14 protein-coding genes are annotated in these 15,895 nt (G+C 62.0%); 12 read left to right on the top strand and 2 right to left on the bottom strand.

The features are described from left to right. Positions 1-22: 22 nt before the first annotated feature. From OKW20_RS14965 to rseP, 3 genes are read left to right on the top strand one after another with little or no spacing between them, the layout of a single operon-like run. Positions 23-766: an isoprenyl transferase gene (locus OKW20_RS14965; RefSeq protein WP_043622175.1), complete on the top strand. Its 744-nt coding sequence runs from the start codon at positions 23-25 to the stop codon at positions 764-766. Then, a complete protein-coding gene (locus OKW20_RS14960) occupies positions 766-1,599 on the top strand; it encodes a phosphatidate cytidylyltransferase (RefSeq protein WP_429173240.1) in 834 nt (277 codons plus the stop codon). The genes OKW20_RS14965 and OKW20_RS14960 overlap by 1 nt, the downstream gene beginning before the upstream one ends. A 31-nt stretch (positions 1,600-1,630) precedes the next feature. Continuing rightward, positions 1,631-2,764 carry an RIP metalloprotease RseP gene (rseP, locus tag OKW20_RS14955; RefSeq protein ID WP_429173237.1) on the top strand — a complete coding sequence of 378 codons (1,134 nt, stop codon included), beginning with the start codon at positions 1,631-1,633 and terminating at the stop codon, positions 2,762-2,764. A gap of 84 nt (positions 2,765-2,848) precedes the next feature. Here rseP and OKW20_RS14950 read toward each other — a convergent pair whose 3' ends face one another. Beyond that, positions 2,849-3,073: a hypothetical protein gene (locus OKW20_RS14950; RefSeq protein ID WP_192447221.1), complete on the bottom strand. Its 225-nt coding sequence runs from the start codon at positions 3,071-3,073 to the stop codon at positions 2,849-2,851. On the opposite strand from OKW20_RS14950, the gene bamA reads away from it, so the two are divergent. The 6 genes from bamA to lpxB are packed head-to-tail and all read left to right on the top strand — an operon-like array spanning position 3,015 to position 9,796. Beyond that, positions 3,015-5,348, top strand: a complete 2,334-nt coding sequence (gene bamA / locus OKW20_RS14945) for an outer membrane protein assembly factor BamA (RefSeq protein ID WP_429173235.1) — start codon at positions 3,015-3,017, stop codon at positions 5,346-5,348. The two genes, OKW20_RS14950 and bamA, sit on opposite strands and share 59 nt — an antisense overlap. 46 nt (positions 5,349-5,394) lie before the next feature. Beyond that, positions 5,395-6,462 carry a UDP-3-O-(3-hydroxymyristoyl)glucosamine N-acyltransferase gene (gene lpxD / locus OKW20_RS14940; RefSeq protein ID WP_043622184.1) on the top strand — a complete coding sequence of 356 codons (1,068 nt, stop codon included), beginning with the start codon at positions 5,395-5,397 and terminating at the stop codon, positions 6,460-6,462. Then, positions 6,455-6,919 (top strand): 3-hydroxyacyl-ACP dehydratase FabZ, encoded by a 465-nt coding sequence (gene fabZ / locus OKW20_RS14935; RefSeq protein ID WP_034796695.1) that lies wholly within the window; start codon positions 6,455-6,457, stop codon positions 6,917-6,919. The genes lpxD and fabZ overlap by 8 nt, the downstream gene beginning before the upstream one ends. Continuing rightward, positions 6,916-7,731: an acyl-ACP--UDP-N-acetylglucosamine O-acyltransferase gene (gene lpxA / locus OKW20_RS14930; protein WP_043622187.1), complete on the top strand. Its 816-nt coding sequence runs from the start codon at positions 6,916-6,918 to the stop codon at positions 7,729-7,731. The genes fabZ and lpxA overlap by 4 nt, the downstream gene beginning before the upstream one ends. A 5-nt stretch (positions 7,732-7,736) precedes the next feature. Beyond that, positions 7,737-8,624 (top strand): LpxI family protein, encoded by an 888-nt coding sequence (locus OKW20_RS14925; RefSeq protein WP_205239020.1) that lies wholly within the window; start codon positions 7,737-7,739, stop codon positions 8,622-8,624. Further along, positions 8,621-9,796: a lipid-A-disaccharide synthase gene (gene lpxB / locus OKW20_RS14920; RefSeq protein WP_429173233.1), complete on the top strand. Its 1,176-nt coding sequence runs from the start codon at positions 8,621-8,623 to the stop codon at positions 9,794-9,796. The genes OKW20_RS14925 and lpxB overlap by 4 nt, the downstream gene beginning before the upstream one ends. 196 nt (positions 9,797-9,992) lie before the next feature. Here lpxB and gltA read toward each other — a convergent pair whose 3' ends face one another. Further along, entirely contained in the window at positions 9,993-11,282 is a 1,290-nt protein-coding gene (gltA, locus tag OKW20_RS14915; RefSeq protein ID WP_034796688.1) for a citrate synthase, read from the bottom strand. A gap of 313 nt (positions 11,283-11,595) precedes the next feature. Between gltA and OKW20_RS14910 the strand changes: the two genes are divergently transcribed. The 3 genes from OKW20_RS14910 (at position 11,596) to exbD (ending at position 15,765) form a co-directional block, all read left to right on the top strand. Next, positions 11,596-14,070, top strand: a complete 2,475-nt coding sequence (locus tag OKW20_RS14910; RefSeq protein WP_429173230.1) for a ComEC/Rec2 family competence protein — start codon at positions 11,596-11,598, stop codon at positions 14,068-14,070. 183 nt (positions 14,071-14,253) lie between these two features. Then, positions 14,254-15,336, top strand: a complete 1,083-nt coding sequence (gene exbB, locus OKW20_RS14905) for a tonB-system energizer ExbB (RefSeq protein WP_429173227.1) — start codon at positions 14,254-14,256, stop codon at positions 15,334-15,336. A 3-nt stretch (positions 15,337-15,339) separates the two neighbouring features. Continuing rightward, positions 15,340-15,765, top strand: a complete 426-nt coding sequence (gene exbD / locus OKW20_RS14900; protein ID WP_034796684.1) for a TonB system transport protein ExbD — start codon at positions 15,340-15,342, stop codon at positions 15,763-15,765. The last annotated feature ends 130 nt before the right edge of the window (positions 15,766-15,895 follow it).

The raw sequence follows: 15,895 nt of genomic DNA, 5'->3' as shown, positions 1-15,895 counted from the left end.
AGTCTCCTTTCGCGGACGCCTTATGCAAAACCTCACTTCCACGACCGTTCCGGAACATGTTGCCATCATCATGGATGGCAACGGGCGTTGGGCGAACGCGCGTGGGCTTCCGCGCACGATGGGGCACCGCAAGGGCGTCGAGACCGTTCGCGCCGCCGTCAAGACGGCGGGCGAGCTGGGGATCCGCTACCTAACGCTTTTTGCTTTTTCCTCGGAAAACTGGAGCAGGCCGGCGGCGGAAGTCAGCGATCTCATGGGGTTGCTCAAGACCTTCATCCGCCGGGATCTTGCCGACCTGCACCGCGAGAATGTGCGCATCCGCGTCATCGGCGACCGCTCCAACCTCCGGGGTGACATTCTACCGTTGCTGGTGGAGGCGGAGGAGACGACGCGGGCAAATACCGGCATCACGCTTGTTATCGCCTTCAACTACGGCGCGCGGGATGAAATGACACGGGCCATGCGGCGCCTGGCGACGGAAGTCGCCGAAGGACGGTTGCGGCCCGAGGACATCACCCCCGAACGTATCTCGGCGACGCTCGACACATCGGACATCCCGGATCCGGACCTGATCATCCGCACCAGCGGCGAAGAGCGTCTCTCGAATTTCCTTCTGTGGCAGGGCGCCTACTCGGAATTGATCTTCGTTCCGGAGCTGTGGCCGGACTTTACCCGCGAGACGTTCCTGGCGGCTCTTGAAAAATACGCCTGCCGCGAGCGCCGCTTCGGCGGCGTCACCGAGCCCACGCTGGCGGTTGGTTCCTGATGCAGACTGAACTCAAGCTTCGTATCGCTTCGGGCGTGGTCCTCGCGGCGGTGACACTGGCGGCGACCTGGTTCGGCGGCCTGGCATTCCAGCTTCTCTCGGCGCTGATTGCGCTGCTGGTGTATTACGAGTGGTCGACGATCACTGGCCTCCAGGAAGGGGATTTCCAGGGCAACGCCGTTGGTTGGCTGGCCATTGTCATCATCGCCGGCCTGATCGTGACCGGATACATCGGCTACAGCCTTCCGGTCCTGGCCGCCTTTGTTGTGCTCACCGTCCTTTGGGTATCCCTGCAAAAGACCAGTTGGTGGCTGCCGGGTGGCATAGCCTATGCCGGGCTGACCGGCATTTCGCTTGCCGCGCTTCGCGGCGCCGACGATCTCGGCCTGATGGCGACGCTGTTCGTCTTTGCCGTCGTCTGGGCGACCGATATCTTCGCCTATTTTACCGGCCGCGCGATCGGAGGACCGAAGCTCGCCCCGCGCATATCGCCCGGCAAGACGTGGTCGGGCGCCATCGGTGGCACAATTTGCGGCATCCTCGCCGGTGTTGCCGTCTTTATGGCTTATTTTTCGCTGCAAGATCTCCGGATTCCGATCATTGCGCTGGTGCTTTCCGTCGCCAGCCAAGTGGGAGACTTGTTCGAATCCTTCATCAAGCGCCGTTTTGGGGTGAAGGATTCCAGCCGTCTCATTCCGGGGCATGGCGGCGTTATGGATCGGGTCGATGGATTGATTTTCGCGTGCGTCGCGGCGTTGATTCTGGTCATGGTTCAGTATTTCGTCAGCGAAGGGCGCCAGATCGCTTTCGGATCAGTCCTGTATAGCCTTTGAGCTTAGGCCCATGGGTGCTTGAGGAACGTTCATGACATATCTATTTGATGCCCTTCAGATTCTGACCGGCTACGTCATCCCATTTCTTCTGGTGCTGACGCTGCTGGTCTTCGTACACGAGATGGGCCACTACCTCGTCGGCCGCTGGTCGGGTATCCGCATTCTCGCTTTTTCGATCGGCTTTGGCCCGGAGCTCGTCGGCTGGACCGACCGGCACGGAACGCGATGGAAGCTGGCGGCGATTCCCCTTGGCGGCTACGTCAAGTTCTACGGCGACGAGGATGCGGCGAGCGTGCCGGACTACAAGCGCCTGGAGGCGCTGGCGCCGGAAGAGCGCAGCCAGACCTTCCTTGGCGCCAAATTGTGGAAGCGCGCGGCAACGGTCGCTGCCGGACCGATCGCAAACTTCATTCTCGCCATCGCCATCTTTGCCGTTCTGTTCTCCGTCTACGGGCGTCAGGTCGCCGATCCGGTGGTTGCGCGGGTGAATGAGAACAGTGCGGCTGCGCAGGCCGGCGTCGTACCCGGAGACCGACTGATTTCGATCGACAGCACGCCGGTCGTCACCTTCGACGACGTTCGCCGCTATGTCAGCGTCCGTCCGGAAATGCCGATTTCGATTCGCATCGAACGCAACGGCGCGATGCTCGATCTGTCCATGGTGCCGCAGCGCACCGAGCTCACGGACCAGTTCGGCAACAAGATGGAAATCGGCGTCATCGGTATCCTGACCGACCAGGAAGCCGGTAATTTCCGCACCGTCAATTACGGTCCGATCGAGGCCGTTGGGCAGGGCGTCCTGCAAAGCTGGCATGTCGTCACCGGCACCTTCGACTATCTCTCCAATGTCGTGACCGGGCGGATGAAGGCGGATCAGATCGGTGGACCGATCCGCGTCGCCAAGGTTTCGGGGCAGATGGCGACGCTTGGAATTCCGTTTTTGCTGAATATTGCCGCGATCCTGTCTGTTTCCATAGGATTGCTTAACCTCATGCCCGTTCCGGTGCTTGATGGCGGCCACTTGATGTTCTATGCGGTTGAGGCCTTGCGCGGAAGGCCGGTGGGCCCGGCCGCGCAGGATGTCGCCTATCGGATCGGCTTTGCCATGGTGCTGATGCTCATGGTCTTTGCCACCTGGAACGACATATCGATGTTCTTCGGCTAGCGTTCGGCCGGGGAAACGGCGAGGGGGATTTCGACGGATACTGTGAACGATTGGTTTTCAACGGCTTGCGACGAAAGGTTTTGTTTACGATAAATCGAGGCTGTAGTGGCCGTTAAGCCACGGTTCGAATTGAAGTAAACAGAAATTAACGAGCTGGCTTGCTTGTATGGGAAAAGCGGTTAAAACGGCAACCGTGACCGGAGTCGGCACGAAACTGCCGCGCGACGTTTGGAAAAGGTAAGATTTGAACATGAAAGCTGGTTCAAGGTTTTTGAACGCGGTGTCGGCGGCTGCGCTGTCAACAAGCATTGTTGTTTCCGGCGCTGGTGTTGGGTTGCTCGCAGGCACGTCCGTTGCAGAAGCTGCGGTCATCAATCGTGTCGAAGTTCGCGGCGCCACGCGCGTCAGCGCTGAGACGGTTCGTGCGAACATCACGATCGTCCCGGGCAAGAGCTTCAACAACACCGATATCGACGCGTCCGTGAAGCGCCTGTATGCGACCGGCTACTTCTCCGACGTCAGCATCAACGTTTCCGGCGGCACGCTGGTCGTCAACGTCAGCGAGAATCAGCTCGTCAACCAGGTCGTCTTCAACGGCAACCGCAAGATCAAGGACGACAAGTTGCAGGGCGTCGTGCGCACGCAGCCGCTCGGTCCTTACAGCGAAGCGACGGTCGAGACGGACATCCAGTCGATCAAGGACGCCTATGCGGCGATCGGTCGAAGCGATATCACGGTGACGACGCAGGTCGTTCCTGTCGCCGAAGGTCGCGTCAATCTCGCATTCGTCATCAACGAAGGCGAGCGCACCAAGATTTCCCAGATCAACTTCGTCGGCAACGAAGCCTACAGCGACGGCCGTCTGCAGTCGGTCATCGCGACGAAGGAATCGGGCATTTTCTCCTTCATTACGCGCAAGGACGTCTACAATCCCGACAAGCTGCGTGCGGACGAAGAGCTGCTGCGTCAGTTCTACTACAACCGCGGCTACGCCGACTTCCAGGTCGTTTCCTCGGATGCGGCCCTGAATGAGGCGACCAACGAGTACACGGTGACGATCACCGTCGAAGAAGGCCCGCGCTACGACTTTGGTTCGGTTAACGTCGAATCGACCGTTGAGGGTGTCAATGCCGAAGAACTGAAGGGGCTCGTCGTGAGCCGTGAGGGTTCGGTCTACAAGGCCAAGGACGTCCAGGCGACGATGACCGAAATTTCGAAGCGCGTCGCTTCGGCCGGTTACCCGTTCGCCCGCGTCACGCCGCGCGGCAACCGCGATCTCGGCAACCACACGATCTCGGTCGACTACCTCGTCGATCAGGGCGAACGTGCTTATGTCGAGCGTATCGAAATCCGCGGCAACACCCGTACCCGTGACTACGTCATCCGTCGCGAGTTCGACATGGGTGAAGGCGACGCCTTCAACCAGGAAATGGTTGCGCGTGCCAAGCGTCGCCTCGAGGCTCTCGGCTACTTCTCGAGTGTTAACGTTTCGACCGCTCCGGGCAGCGCCGCTGACCGTGTTGTCGTGATCGTTGACGTACAGGATCAGTCGACCGGTTCGTTCGGTATCGGTGCAGGTTACTCCGCCGGTAGCGGTGGTGGCTTCCTCGTCGAAGCTTCGATCGAAGAAAAGAACTTCCTCGGCCGTGGCCAGTACATCCGCGTTGCCGCTGGTCGTGGCGACGAAAGCCGCACGTACAACGTTTCGTTCACGGAGCCGTATTTCCTTGGCTATCGTCTGGCCGCAGGCTTCGACGTCTTCAAGAACGAAAACGACTTCGATGACGACAACTACAGCTACGAAGATCAGGGCTTCAGCCTGCGCGTGACCGCGCCGATCACCGAGAACCTGTCGACGACGCTGCGCTACAACTTCACGCAGTTCGACTATAGCGGTAACGTTGCGAAGCTGTCGTCGCCTTACGTTCGTGCGGTCGAGGGTGGCAACTGGGTCCGTTCGTCGGTTTCGCAGTCGATCACCTACAATACGCTCGACGATGCGCAGCTTCCGCATGACGGCATTCTTGCGACCTTCACGCATGAATTCGCCGGCCTCGGTGGCGACTCCGACTTCTACAAGATGACCGGTAAGGCCAAGTGGTACTACACGGTCAACGACGAAGCCGACATCATCGCTTCACTCGGCGGTAGCGCTGGCCATATCTTCGAGACCGGTAGCGATCTGCAGGTCTTCGACCAGTTCCAGCTCGGTACCAGCGACATCCGTGGCTTCGAGCGCAACGGTGTTGGTCCGCGGGACAAGGCAACGGGCGATGCGCTCGGCGGTACGACCTACTTCACGGCTTCGGCCGAGGCGACGTTCCCGCTTCCGGGTATCCCGCGTGACAGCGGCTTCCGCGGTGCAGTCTTCGCTGATGCCGGCACGCTTTACAGCAACCAGGTCAAGATGGCCCCGGGCGAAACCGTGCAGGGCAACAACTCGTCGCTGCGTGCATCGGTCGGTGTTGGTCTGATCTGGGCTTCGCCCTTCGGTCCGCTGCGTGTCGACTACGCATGGCCGATCGCCAAGGAAGATTTCGACAAGGTTCAGAACCTGAAGTTCGGCATTTCCTCGTCGTTCTGATAAGAAGCAGTCCAGAACTGCCAGAAAAGATCGTTCTGGAGTGTACATGGAACAGAATTGGTTTTTTCCGCCCCACGATGGGATCCGCCTGGGCGACCTGGCGGATCGAATTGGGGCGGAATTGGTGGATGTCGCGGTCGCTGACCGCGCTGTCCGCTCCGTAGCGCCGGTCTATCGGGCAAAGCCCGGTGACGTCTGCTATATGTTGTCTCGCAAGAGCCGCGCTGAACTCGAGACCTGTGAGGCATCGGCGATCATTTGCGACAAGACGATTTCGTCTCTTGTCCCCGCCCATATTCCCGTCCTTTTGACAGCGCGGCCGCATACGGCCTTTGCGCTTGCAGGTACGTTGTTGCACGAGATTGCAATGCGTCCGGCACGCAATACGAGCCTAAGCGGGATTGCGCCCGGTGCGTTCGTAGACCCGACCGCGCGGCTTGAAGACGATGTCGAAGTTGAACCGACGGCAGTCGTTGGCGCCGGCGCCGAAATCGGCCGCGGCACGCGCATTGCAGCCGGCGCGGTGATCGGCCCGGGCGTGCGCATCGGCCGCGATTGCACGATTTCTGCGGGCGCCAGCGTGCTCTGCGCGCTCGTCGGCAACAGTGTCATCATCCATCCGGGTGCTCGCATCGGTCAGGATGGTTTCGGCTATGCGCCGGGTCCGAAAGGCGGGATGATCAAGATCGTCCAGGTCGGGCGGGTGATCATCCAGGATCACGTCGAGATTGGCGCGAATACGACGATCGATCGTGGCACGATGGATGACACGGTGATCGGCGAGGGCACCAAGATCGACAATCTCGTTCAGATCGGTCACAACGTCCGCATCGGTCGTTATTGCGGCATCGTCAGTGGGGTCGGCATTGCCGGCAGCACGAAGATCGGCGATGGCGTCATGATTGGCGGCGGCAGCGGCGTCAATGGCCACATCACGGTTGGTGACGGCGTCCAGATCGCGGCTATGAGCGGCGTGGCCGCCGATGTTCCCGCCGGCGAACGGTATGGTGGTATTCCGGCGCGCCCGATGCGTGATTTCCTGCGCGATGTCGCGGAAATGGCTATGCGGGCAGAGGAAAGACAGAAAAAGAAGAAGGGCGGCGCGAATGAGTGAAGCAGCAACGGTTCTCGGTACGGCGGATATTCAGGAAATCCTGAAACTGCTGCCCCATCGCTACCCATTCCTGCTCGTCGATCGCATCATCGAGATCGACGGCGACAATTCGGCGATCGGTATCAAGAATGTCTCGGCGAACGAGCCGCATTTCACCGGTCACTTCCCGGAGCAGCCGATCATGCCGGGCGTCCTGCTCGTCGAGGGCATGGCGCAGACGGCTGGCGCGATCTGCGCCCGCAAGGTCGGAACCGGCACGAACCTGGTCTATTTCATGACCATCGACAATGCCCGTTTCCGCAAGCCGGTTGTGCCTGGCGATCGCGTCGAATTCCATGTCGTGAAGCAGAAGCAGCGCGGCAATATCTGGAAATTTCACTGTGATGCAAAAGTTGACGGGCAACTTGTCGCAGAAGCTGATATCGGCGCGATGATCGTCAGCAAGGAAGACGCCTGAACATGATTGCAGCATCTGCGAAGATCCACCCGTCCTCGGTCGTCGAGAGCGGGGCTGTGATCGGCGAGAACGTCAAGATCGGCCCGTTTTGCTACATCGGGCCGAAAGTCGTTCTGGGCGACGATATCGAGATTCTCAGCCATGCCGTGGTGATCGGCCGGACGACGGTCGGCAAGGGAACGAAGATTTTCCCGAACGCCGTGGTCGGTGGTGATTCCCAGAGTGTTCATCACAGTGCTGTGGATACCGAACTTCTGATCGGTTCCAATTGCACGATCCGCGAAGGCGTGACGATGAACACCGGGACCGTCGAACATGGCGGCAAGACGGTTGTTGGCGATAACAATCTCTTTCTCGCCAACTCGCACGTGGCGCATGATTGCCGCCTCGGCAACAACATTATCCTGTCCAACAATGTGATGTTGGCGGGCCATGTCACGGTCGAGGACCGCGTCATTCTCGGCGGCGGCTGCGCAGTGCACCAGTTCACCCGCGTCGGCCGCCAAGCCTTTGTCGGCGGTCTGTCGGCTGTCAGCTACGACGTCATTCCGTATGGCATGCTCAACGGCAATCCTGGCCTGCTCAGCGGCCTGAACGTTGTTGGCATGAGCCGCGCTGGCATCGATCGTGCAACGATCCATGTGGTTCGCCGCGCCTACAAGCAGATTTTCGAAGGGCCGGAATCGATCCGCGCCAATGCCGCAGCGATTCGCGAAGACTATATGGATTGCGCGCCGGTCATGGAAATCCTCGACTTCATCGGCGCCGAGAGCGACCGTGCACTGTCGTCGCCGCAACGCGGCAAGGCCTGACCGTGATGTCTTCTGCTGCGAGCCGCGCGGCGACTGGCGGCCGGCTCGCAATCATCGCTGGTGGCGGCGCGCTGCCCCACCATGTCGCCGAAGCAGTTCGTGCGCGCGGCGAAGATCCCTACATCATCGCACTCACGCGTGAAGCCGAAGAAGCCGATTGGATCGACTTCGACCACTCGGTTCTGGCGATCGGCGATTTCGCCAATATCAGCCGGACATTCAGGGAAGAGGGCATAGACCGCGTCGTCTTGTCCGGGTGGGTTCGGCGCCGTCCGGAATGGCGCGATATCCGCCCGACGTTGCGGACCCTCGCAAAGATACCTTCAGTTCTCAAGACGCTGGTCTCGGGCGGGGACGATGCGGTCCTGCGCATGGCGATGCAGCTGATAGAGGCAAGCGGCGCGCATGTCATCGGCGTGCACGAGGTGGTTCCCAATCTCCTGGCCGACTCAGGCCCCATCGGTGCTGTGAACCCTGACGCTGACGACCAACGCGACATAGAAGCGGGTATTGCTGCGGCCAATGCGCTCGGCGCGCTCGACGTGGGGCAGGGGGCGGTTGCCGTCGGCGGGCGTGTCGTCGCGCTCGAGGGTGCCGAGGGGACCGACGCCATGCTGGAGCGTGTCGCCGTGTTGAAAGCGGAGGGGCGCGTCTCTTCGCGCCGACGCGGCGTTCTCGTCAAGCTTTGCAAACCCGGACAGGATCTGCGCGCCGACCTGCCGTCGATCGGTCCATCCACCATCGCTCTTGCCGAGCGAGCTGGTCTTGCTGGCGTTGCTGTGGAAGCCGGGCGGGCGCTGGTACTGGAACGGAACGACGTGGTCAGTGTCGCCGATCGAGCGGGGCTGTTCGTCGCCGGAGTGGAGCGCGCATCCGGAGGCAACAGACGATGATTGCGCCACGGTACAAGCTTGCTGTGATCGCCGGTGAAGTTTCCGGCGATCTTCTGGGCGCCGATCTCGTTCGCGCGCTTCGGGCGCAAAGCCATTGCGACGTCGAACTCGTCGGTGTCGGCGGCGAGGCTCTGGAGGCCGAGGGCCTGCGCTCGCTGTTCGACTATTCCGAACTGTCAATCATGGGTTTCACCCAGGTGCTCGCCCGTCTGCCGAAGCTGATCATGCGCATCCGCCAGACGGCAAAGGCCATCATAGCAGCCCGACCCGACGCGCTTCTGATCATTGACAGCCCGGATTTCACCCACCGCGTGGCGCGAAAAGTCCGTGCCGCCCTGCCGGATCTGCCCGTCATCAACTACGTCTGCCCGAGCGTCTGGGCATGGAAGCCGGAGCGAGCGCCGCGCATGCGCGGATATGTCGATCACGTGCTTGCCGTCTTGCCCTTCGAGCCGGAGGCGATGGAGCGGTTGCAAGGCCCCCCGACCACCTATGTCGGCCATCGGCTTGCAAGCGACGCCAATGTGCTTGCCGTTCGCGCAAGCCGCCAACCGCGCCTTGCAGGCGCCAAGGACGGGCGTGTTTCGACCTGCCTTCTGCTGCCGGGCTCGCGCTCGAGCGAAGTCGGTCGCCTGCTGCCGATCTTCCGCGCGACGGTCGAGGAACTCGCTGCCCGCCATCCGGGCGTCCGCTTCGTGCTTCCGACCGTGCCGCGCCAGGAGAAACTGGTTCGGGAAATTACCGCATCCTGGACGATCCAGCCGGAGATTTCCGTCGGTGCGGCCGACAAATGGGCGGCGTTCGATCGGGCCGATGCGGCGATCGCAGCTTCGGGTACGGTCATTCTAGAACTGGCTTTGGCCGGCGTGCCCGTCGTTTCCACCTATGCGCCTGATTTCCTGGTGAAGTTCCTGCACAAGCGGATCCGCATCTGGAGCGGCGCACTGCCGAACCTGATCGCGGATTTCCCGATCGTCCCGGAATATTTCGGCGAATCGATCCGCCCCGGTGCATTGACGCGCTGGATGGAGCGGCTTTCGGGCGCAACGGCGCAGCGGGCCTCGATGCTCGACGGCTACGCGCTTGTGCAGCAGCGGATGGCGACCGATCATCCGCCGGGCGAGATGGCAGCCAGGATCGTTCTTGGCTATCTCGACAAGCGCAAGTCGTAAGATTTACCGCTGCCTGAGGCGCAATTTTCCTCGACGCTTTGCTGACGATGGCGCCTGGCGCGCGGCGTGCGCTCGGGCAGTATTGCGTTGCCGCTCATGGCGACCGATTACTACCGGTCGTCATCGGTCCAGCGCTGCAAAAACAAGGGCCCGGTCATCGCTGACCGGGCCCTTGTTGCATGTGCTTTTGTCGGTCTTAGCGCTTGGAGACCGGCACGTAGTCGCGCTGCGGAGCGCCGACATAGAGTTGGCGCGGGCGGCCGATGCGCTGTTCCGGATCTTCGATCATCTCGTTCCACTGGGCGATCCAGCCGACGGTGCGGGCGAGCGCGAAGAGAACGGTGAACATGGTGGTGGGGAAGCCCAGCGCCTTCAGCGTGATGCCCGAGTAGAAGTCGATGTTCGGGTAGAGCTTCTTCTCGATGAAGTACTCGTCGGTCAGCGCAATGCGCTCCAGTTCCATCGCCACTTCGAGGAGCGGATCGTCCTTGTGGCCGAGCTCGGCGAGCACTTCATGCGTGGTCTTCTGCATGATCTTGGCGCGCGGGTCGTAGTTCTTGTAGACGCGGTGACCGAAGCCCATCAGGCGGAACGGGTCGTTCTTGTCCTTGGCGCGGGCGATGAATTCCGGAATGCGGTCAGCCGTGCCGATTTCGGCAAGCATGTTGAGCGCCGCTTCGTTGGCGCCGCCGTGCGCCGGGCCCCAGAGGCAGGCGATGCCGGCCGCGATGCAGGCGAACGGGTTGGCGCCCGACGAACCGGCGAGGCGAACCGTCGAGGTCGATGCGTTCTGCTCGTGATCGGCGTGCAGGATGAAGATACGGTCCATGGCGCGCGACAGAACCGGGTTGACGACATACTCTTCGCACGGAACGGCGAAGCACATGCGCAGGAAGTTCGAGGCGTAGTCGAGGTCGTTCTTCGGGTAAACGAAGGGCTGGCCGATGTGATACTTGTAGGCCATGGCCGCGATCGTCGGCATCTTGGCGATCATACGCAGCGAGGCAACCATGCGCTGGTGCGGATCGGTGATGTCGGTCGAGTCGTGGTAGAAGGCCGAGAGCGCGCCGACGCAGCCGCACATGACGGCCATCGGGTGTGCGTCGCGGCGGAAGCCAGTGAAGAAGCGCGACATCTGCTCGTGCACCATGGTGTGGTGCGTGACGCGGTAGTCGAAATCAGCCTTCTGCGCCTTCGTCGGCAGTTCGCCGTAGAGCAGCAGATAGCAGACTTCGAGGAAGTCGCCGTGCTCGGCAAGCTGTTCGATCGGGTAGCCGCGGTGGAGCAGCACACCTTCGTCGCCGTCGATATAGGTGATCTTGGATTCGCACGACGCCGTCGACGTGAAGCCCGGGTCGTAGGTGAACATCTTCGTCTGCTTGTAGAGCGAGCCGATGTCCACGACGTCAGGGCCGATGGACCCAGATCGCACCGGAAGATCCGCCGACTTTCCATCGAGTGTTACAACCGCGGTTTTATCAGTCATCGGACCCTCCGTCTTATGGCAACGTGGCACACAGACGTGCCACGACAATGAACGTTGCGAATTTGCTATATGATTTATTTTCGACTGCCAAGCTGTACGAAAGGCAAATTGTGCGATGCGAAAATGTGCATATGGCGACGCAATAATGGCATGTTACGGCAATAAGTCCAAAGAGATCAATAAGCTCGTCCGATGATGGTGCGGTACCATTCTATATAGGTTTGCCGCTTTTTTCGGCAGATAGCGCCTCGGTTGCAGTTGCGAGACGTTGGTTGCATGATCGGCCGCGAAGTCAGGGGCTAAAGTTGGCGCAATGAGCGAAACGGAAATGCGGCAAGCGCCGCTCGACGTCGAACGCGGCAGCTTCGGGCTGCCCGGTTCCGACGCCGCCGTAATCGCGGCGACCGTGCCTGCAACAGGGCGGCTACCCCTGTTTCTCCGGCCGTCGTGGCGGGCAATTGCGAGCCGTACAGCCCGTTTCCGGCCTGCCGCCGTCAAGCCGGCATTCCTCGCAGCGATCGAAGAGGAACGGGCATTCGGTCACGGTTTTGTGTTGATCCCGGTGTTCTTGATCTTCGGTGTACTCGCCTGGCTGGCGCTGCCCTTCGATATCCGGATTGCCAATCTTGCAGTGCTGCTTTGCATTTTCGGAATGGCAGCGCTGGTCTGTCGGTGGAAACTGGCGCCGGTGGGTCCTCCGCTGGTTGCCGTGACGCTGTTCATCGCTGGCATGCTGCTGGTCGCGATCGAGACATGGCGCACCGACACGGTTGTTCTCGACGCTCCGGTCACCACGAACCTGCGGGGCACGGTCTTTTCACGCGAGCAGGATGATCGCGGCCGGTGGCGTTACGGGCTGGAGATCGAGGAAACGAGCCGGCCAAAGCTGCGCCGTCAGCCGCTGAAGGCGACGCTGGTGACGCGGGGCTCTGGGGAGCCGTTTCCGCTCGGCGCTCTGATCGAGGGCAGGGCGCGCCTGTCTCCGCCCTCAGGCCCGGCGCTGCCCGGCCTGAACGATTTCGCCTTCGACAGTTATTTCAAGGGAATCGGCGCCGTCGGGTTTTTCTACGGCGCGCCGAAGTTATCCGAGAAGGCCGCGAGCGAAGAGGGTGGCACCGTGGCCGCGCTGCTTTCGGCGACGAGAAAGACGATGGCCGCGATGCGGGAAACGGTCGGCGAGAGGATCCGCTCGTCGATCGGCGGCGATACCGGCGCGCTTGCGGCGGCACTGGTCACCGCAGAGGAAAGGGCAATCAGCCGGGAGACGGTCGAGGTGCTGCGACAGGCTGGGTTGGCGCACGTGCTGGCGATCTCCGGCCTCAATATGGCGCTGGCAGCCGGCACCTTTCTGATCGGCGCGCGAACCGTTCTCAGCATGGTGCCGGGGCTCGCGCACCGCGTGCCGATCAAGAAGGTGGCTGCGGCCGGTGCGCTGCTGATGGTCTGCCTCTACATTCTCATCTCGGGCGGCGCCGTATCGGCACTGCGCGCCTGGATCATGATCTCGATCATGCTGGTCGCGGTGTTCTTCGATCGCATGTCGATCAGCCTGCGCAACGTTGCACTCGCTGCAATCGTCATCGTCGTGCTCATGCCCTCGGCCGTGGCCGGGCCAGGCTTCCAGATGTCCTTCGCCGCCACACTGGCGCTGGTTGCCGGCTACGGGCGCTGGCGCGAACGGCGCACCGGAAAGACCGAAGCGTCCGGCAGTCGCTATAAGGGACGCCTCATCACCGGCGTGGCCGCAGGCATCCTGATCACCTCCCTCATCGGCGGTCTGGCAACGTCGGTCTATTCGATCGCCTACTTCCACAGGCTGCCGGCCTATGGCCTCATCGCAAACATTCTCACCATGCCGCTGATCAGCATCGTGATCATGCCGTTCGGGCTGTTCGCCATGCTGCTGATGCCGTTCGGGCTCGAGCATCTGCCTTTGATGGCGATGGCGTGGGGTCTCGATCGGATGCTCGACGTCGCGCGGTTCGTGACGTCGCTCGATGGCGAGGTCGTGACCGGCCGCATCGGCCCCGTCGGCTTCGTGCTGATCGCGATCGGCGGTGTCTTTCTTTGCGTCCTGCGCAGTTGGCTCGCAATCTCTGGCATCGTGCTGATCTGCGCAGGCTTTCTCAGCCTGGTATTCGAAGGCGGCAGCCGGCCCGATATTGTGATCGCCGAGGACGGCCGGCTCGTCGGCTTTGTCACGGATGATGCCATCGCAACGAACCGGCCGCGCCCGCCGGATTTCATATTTTCGCAATGGCAAAGGGCGCTCATCGTCGGGAAACATGAGCGGCCGGCCACGCTTCCGCCTGCGGCCGACGGTCTTTATCCGGCTATGGAACAGGCGGTCAGAAGAGCGCCGCCGATTGAGGGAGAGAAGGCTGCCGCGATCCGTGCCGATTTTTCATCGGCGATCGCGGCAAGCAAGGCAGGCAGTTTCGTCTGCCGCGACAAGCAATGGTGCGCCGCGCGCAGTGCGGTCGGCTGGACGATCGTCAATCTCGAAAATCCGCGCCTCTTTCCCGCCCTGTGTGATCAGGCAGACCTGATCGTGGTCGCTGCGCGGGTCGATGCCGAAGCGTGCGCAGTGCACAGAGGCCGCATCGTCGATGTCGGTACGCTGCGCCGCACCGGCGCAATCGAAATCCGGGCGGAACAGCAGGAGGGGCTCAGTTCACCCGCCATGCAATTCCGGCCGGCTTTCACGACGCTTGCCCGTCCCTGGGAACGGCATCGCACCTATGATTGGCGCAGCGGCGCCTTCGTCGAAGAGCAGCCGACGCCCTGAAAACGTCGGTCCAGCCTGGGCAATGGACGGTTGCGAAATTATTCTTGATTGATAAACTCCACAAATCCTTGTCATTCGGTTTTCCTTTGCGTAAACAGCCTCGGAAGCGCGCAAGGGTGGCGGCGGATGACGGCAAACCCTTCGCCCTGACACGACGAACCGGACCAGTACGTGAGGAACGAGATGCCGAGACGAGCCCGATCGACGATCAATTTGCTGGCAGCCGCAATGCTGGTCCTGTCCTCCGCAGCTTCTCCGACGGCCGCCCTGGCACAAGCGACAACGTCCGCACCCGCGGCTGACGGCACGCAGAGCGGCGCAACCGCGCCGTCCGCATCCGCGCCGGTGGCGGAAGGTCAGGGCACGGCCGCAACCGTTCCGCCGGTTGACCCGGCGACACAGGCGCAGCCGACGCTGCAAGCTCCAGCCGCCACGTCGGGCGAGGGGGCTCCGGTCGCGGTTGAAGGCGCCACGACGACGGCTGAAAGCGCGTCTGCAACAGGCGAGGGCGCAGCAAGCCCGGTGCTGCCGCACGACCTTTCTCCAATCGGCATGTTCATGGCCGCCGACGTGGTGGTGAAGAGCGTGATGATTGGTCTTGCGCTGGCGTCCGTCGCCACCTGGGCGATTTTTGTGGTCAAGCTGCTGGAACTCTTCGGCGCCAAGGCGCGCCTGACGCGCGCGGTTCGCCTGCTGTCGGCTGCCAACGGCCTGGCAGACGTCAAGGGGGCCTTCGACGGCAAGTCGGGACCGGCGCCCGAAATGGTTGCCGCGGCGATCGACGAGATGGCCCGCTCGGAGGCGGTGATCGATCACGCGCCGACGGGCGGCCTTAAGGAGCGTGTTTCGTCGCTTCTGACCCGCATCGAGGTTCGCGCCGGCAAGCGCATGACAAGCGGCACCGGCATCCTGGCCTCAATCGGTTCCGTCGGCCCGTTCGTCGGTCTGTTCGGCACGGTCTGGGGGATCATGAATTCCTTCATCGGCATCAGCAAGGCGCAGACGACCAATCTGGCGATCGTGGCGCCGGGCATTGCGGAGGCGCTCCTGGCGACCGCCATCGGGCTGGTGGCGGCGATCCCGGCCGTCGTCATCTACAACTATTTTGCCCGCTCGGTCGGTGGCTACAAGGTGATTCTCGCCGATGCCGCTGCGGCCGTTGAGCGGCTTGTCAGCCGCGACCTCGACCATCGCCTGGCCCGCAAGGCGCAGCCGCGCCGCCAGGACTTCGGTCACGCCGAGACGACCATCGCAAGGATCGGGTGACCCATGGCTGGAAAAATCAGCGACGGCGGCGGCGATCTCGACGAAAACGCCGAGATCAACGTCACCCCCTTCATTGACGTCATGCTGGTGCTGCTGATCATCTTCATGGTGGCGGCGCCGCTTGCCACCGTGGACATGAAGGTCGACCTGCCGCAATCGGCCGCCAAGCCGGCCCCGCGGGACGACAAGCCGGTCTTCGTGACGCTGAAAGCCGATCTGGCACTCGCGATCGGCAACGATGAAACGGCACGCGAGAGCTTTGCCGACGAGTTGAAGCGCCTGACTGAAGGCAATACCGAGACACGCGTCCTGCTGCGGGCGGACAAGGCTGTCGACTACGGCGAGCTGATGACGGTGATGAACCTCATCCAAAACGCCGGCTACACCAAGATTGCCCTCGTCGGGCTGGAAGGCGCGCCGGGACGCTGATCCCGGCCGGCAATCGTGTCGCCTCCGCTGTTCGCGGTGCAATTCCCTCCCGTTTTTCCGGCGCAAATTGCCGCTGTCGCTTGAAACCGGCCGGTCGCCGATTTATGAGCTTACCTCAAAGGCTTTCCGA

Source organism: Ensifer sp. LBL (assembly GCF_050435225.1).
GTDB lineage: Bacteria > Pseudomonadota > Alphaproteobacteria > Rhizobiales > Rhizobiaceae > Ensifer.
This window is presented reverse-complemented; position numbering and strand designations above follow the sequence as displayed.

Coding starts and splice junctions, on each gene's coding strand:
- gltA (WP_034796688.1), bottom strand. CDS start 11,282: ATGACTGATAAAACCGCGGTTGTAACACTCGATGGAAAGTCGGCGGAT.
- fabZ (WP_034796695.1), top strand. CDS start 6,455: ATGAGTGAAGCAGCAACGGTTCTCGGTACGGCGGATATTCAGGAAATC.
- OKW20_RS14910 (WP_429173230.1), top strand. CDS start 11,596: ATGAGCGAAACGGAAATGCGGCAAGCGCCGCTCGACGTCGAACGCGGC.
- exbD (WP_034796684.1), top strand. CDS start 15,340: ATGGCTGGAAAAATCAGCGACGGCGGCGGCGATCTCGACGAAAACGCC.
- rseP (WP_429173237.1), top strand. CDS start 1,631: ATGACATATCTATTTGATGCCCTTCAGATTCTGACCGGCTACGTCATC.
- lpxD (WP_043622184.1), top strand. CDS start 5,395: ATGGAACAGAATTGGTTTTTTCCGCCCCACGATGGGATCCGCCTGGGC.
- lpxB (WP_429173233.1), top strand. CDS start 8,621: ATGATTGCGCCACGGTACAAGCTTGCTGTGATCGCCGGTGAAGTTTCC.
- exbB (WP_429173227.1), top strand. CDS start 14,254: ATGCCGAGACGAGCCCGATCGACGATCAATTTGCTGGCAGCCGCAATG.
- bamA (WP_429173235.1), top strand. CDS start 3,015: ATGAAAGCTGGTTCAAGGTTTTTGAACGCGGTGTCGGCGGCTGCGCTG.
- OKW20_RS14925 (WP_205239020.1), top strand. CDS start 7,737: ATGTCTTCTGCTGCGAGCCGCGCGGCGACTGGCGGCCGGCTCGCAATC.
- OKW20_RS14950 (WP_192447221.1), bottom strand. CDS start 3,073: ATGCTTGTTGACAGCGCAGCCGCCGACACCGCGTTCAAAAACCTTGAA.
- OKW20_RS14960 (WP_429173240.1), top strand. CDS start 766: ATGCAGACTGAACTCAAGCTTCGTATCGCTTCGGGCGTGGTCCTCGCG.
- OKW20_RS14965 (WP_043622175.1), top strand. CDS start 23: ATGCAAAACCTCACTTCCACGACCGTTCCGGAACATGTTGCCATCATC.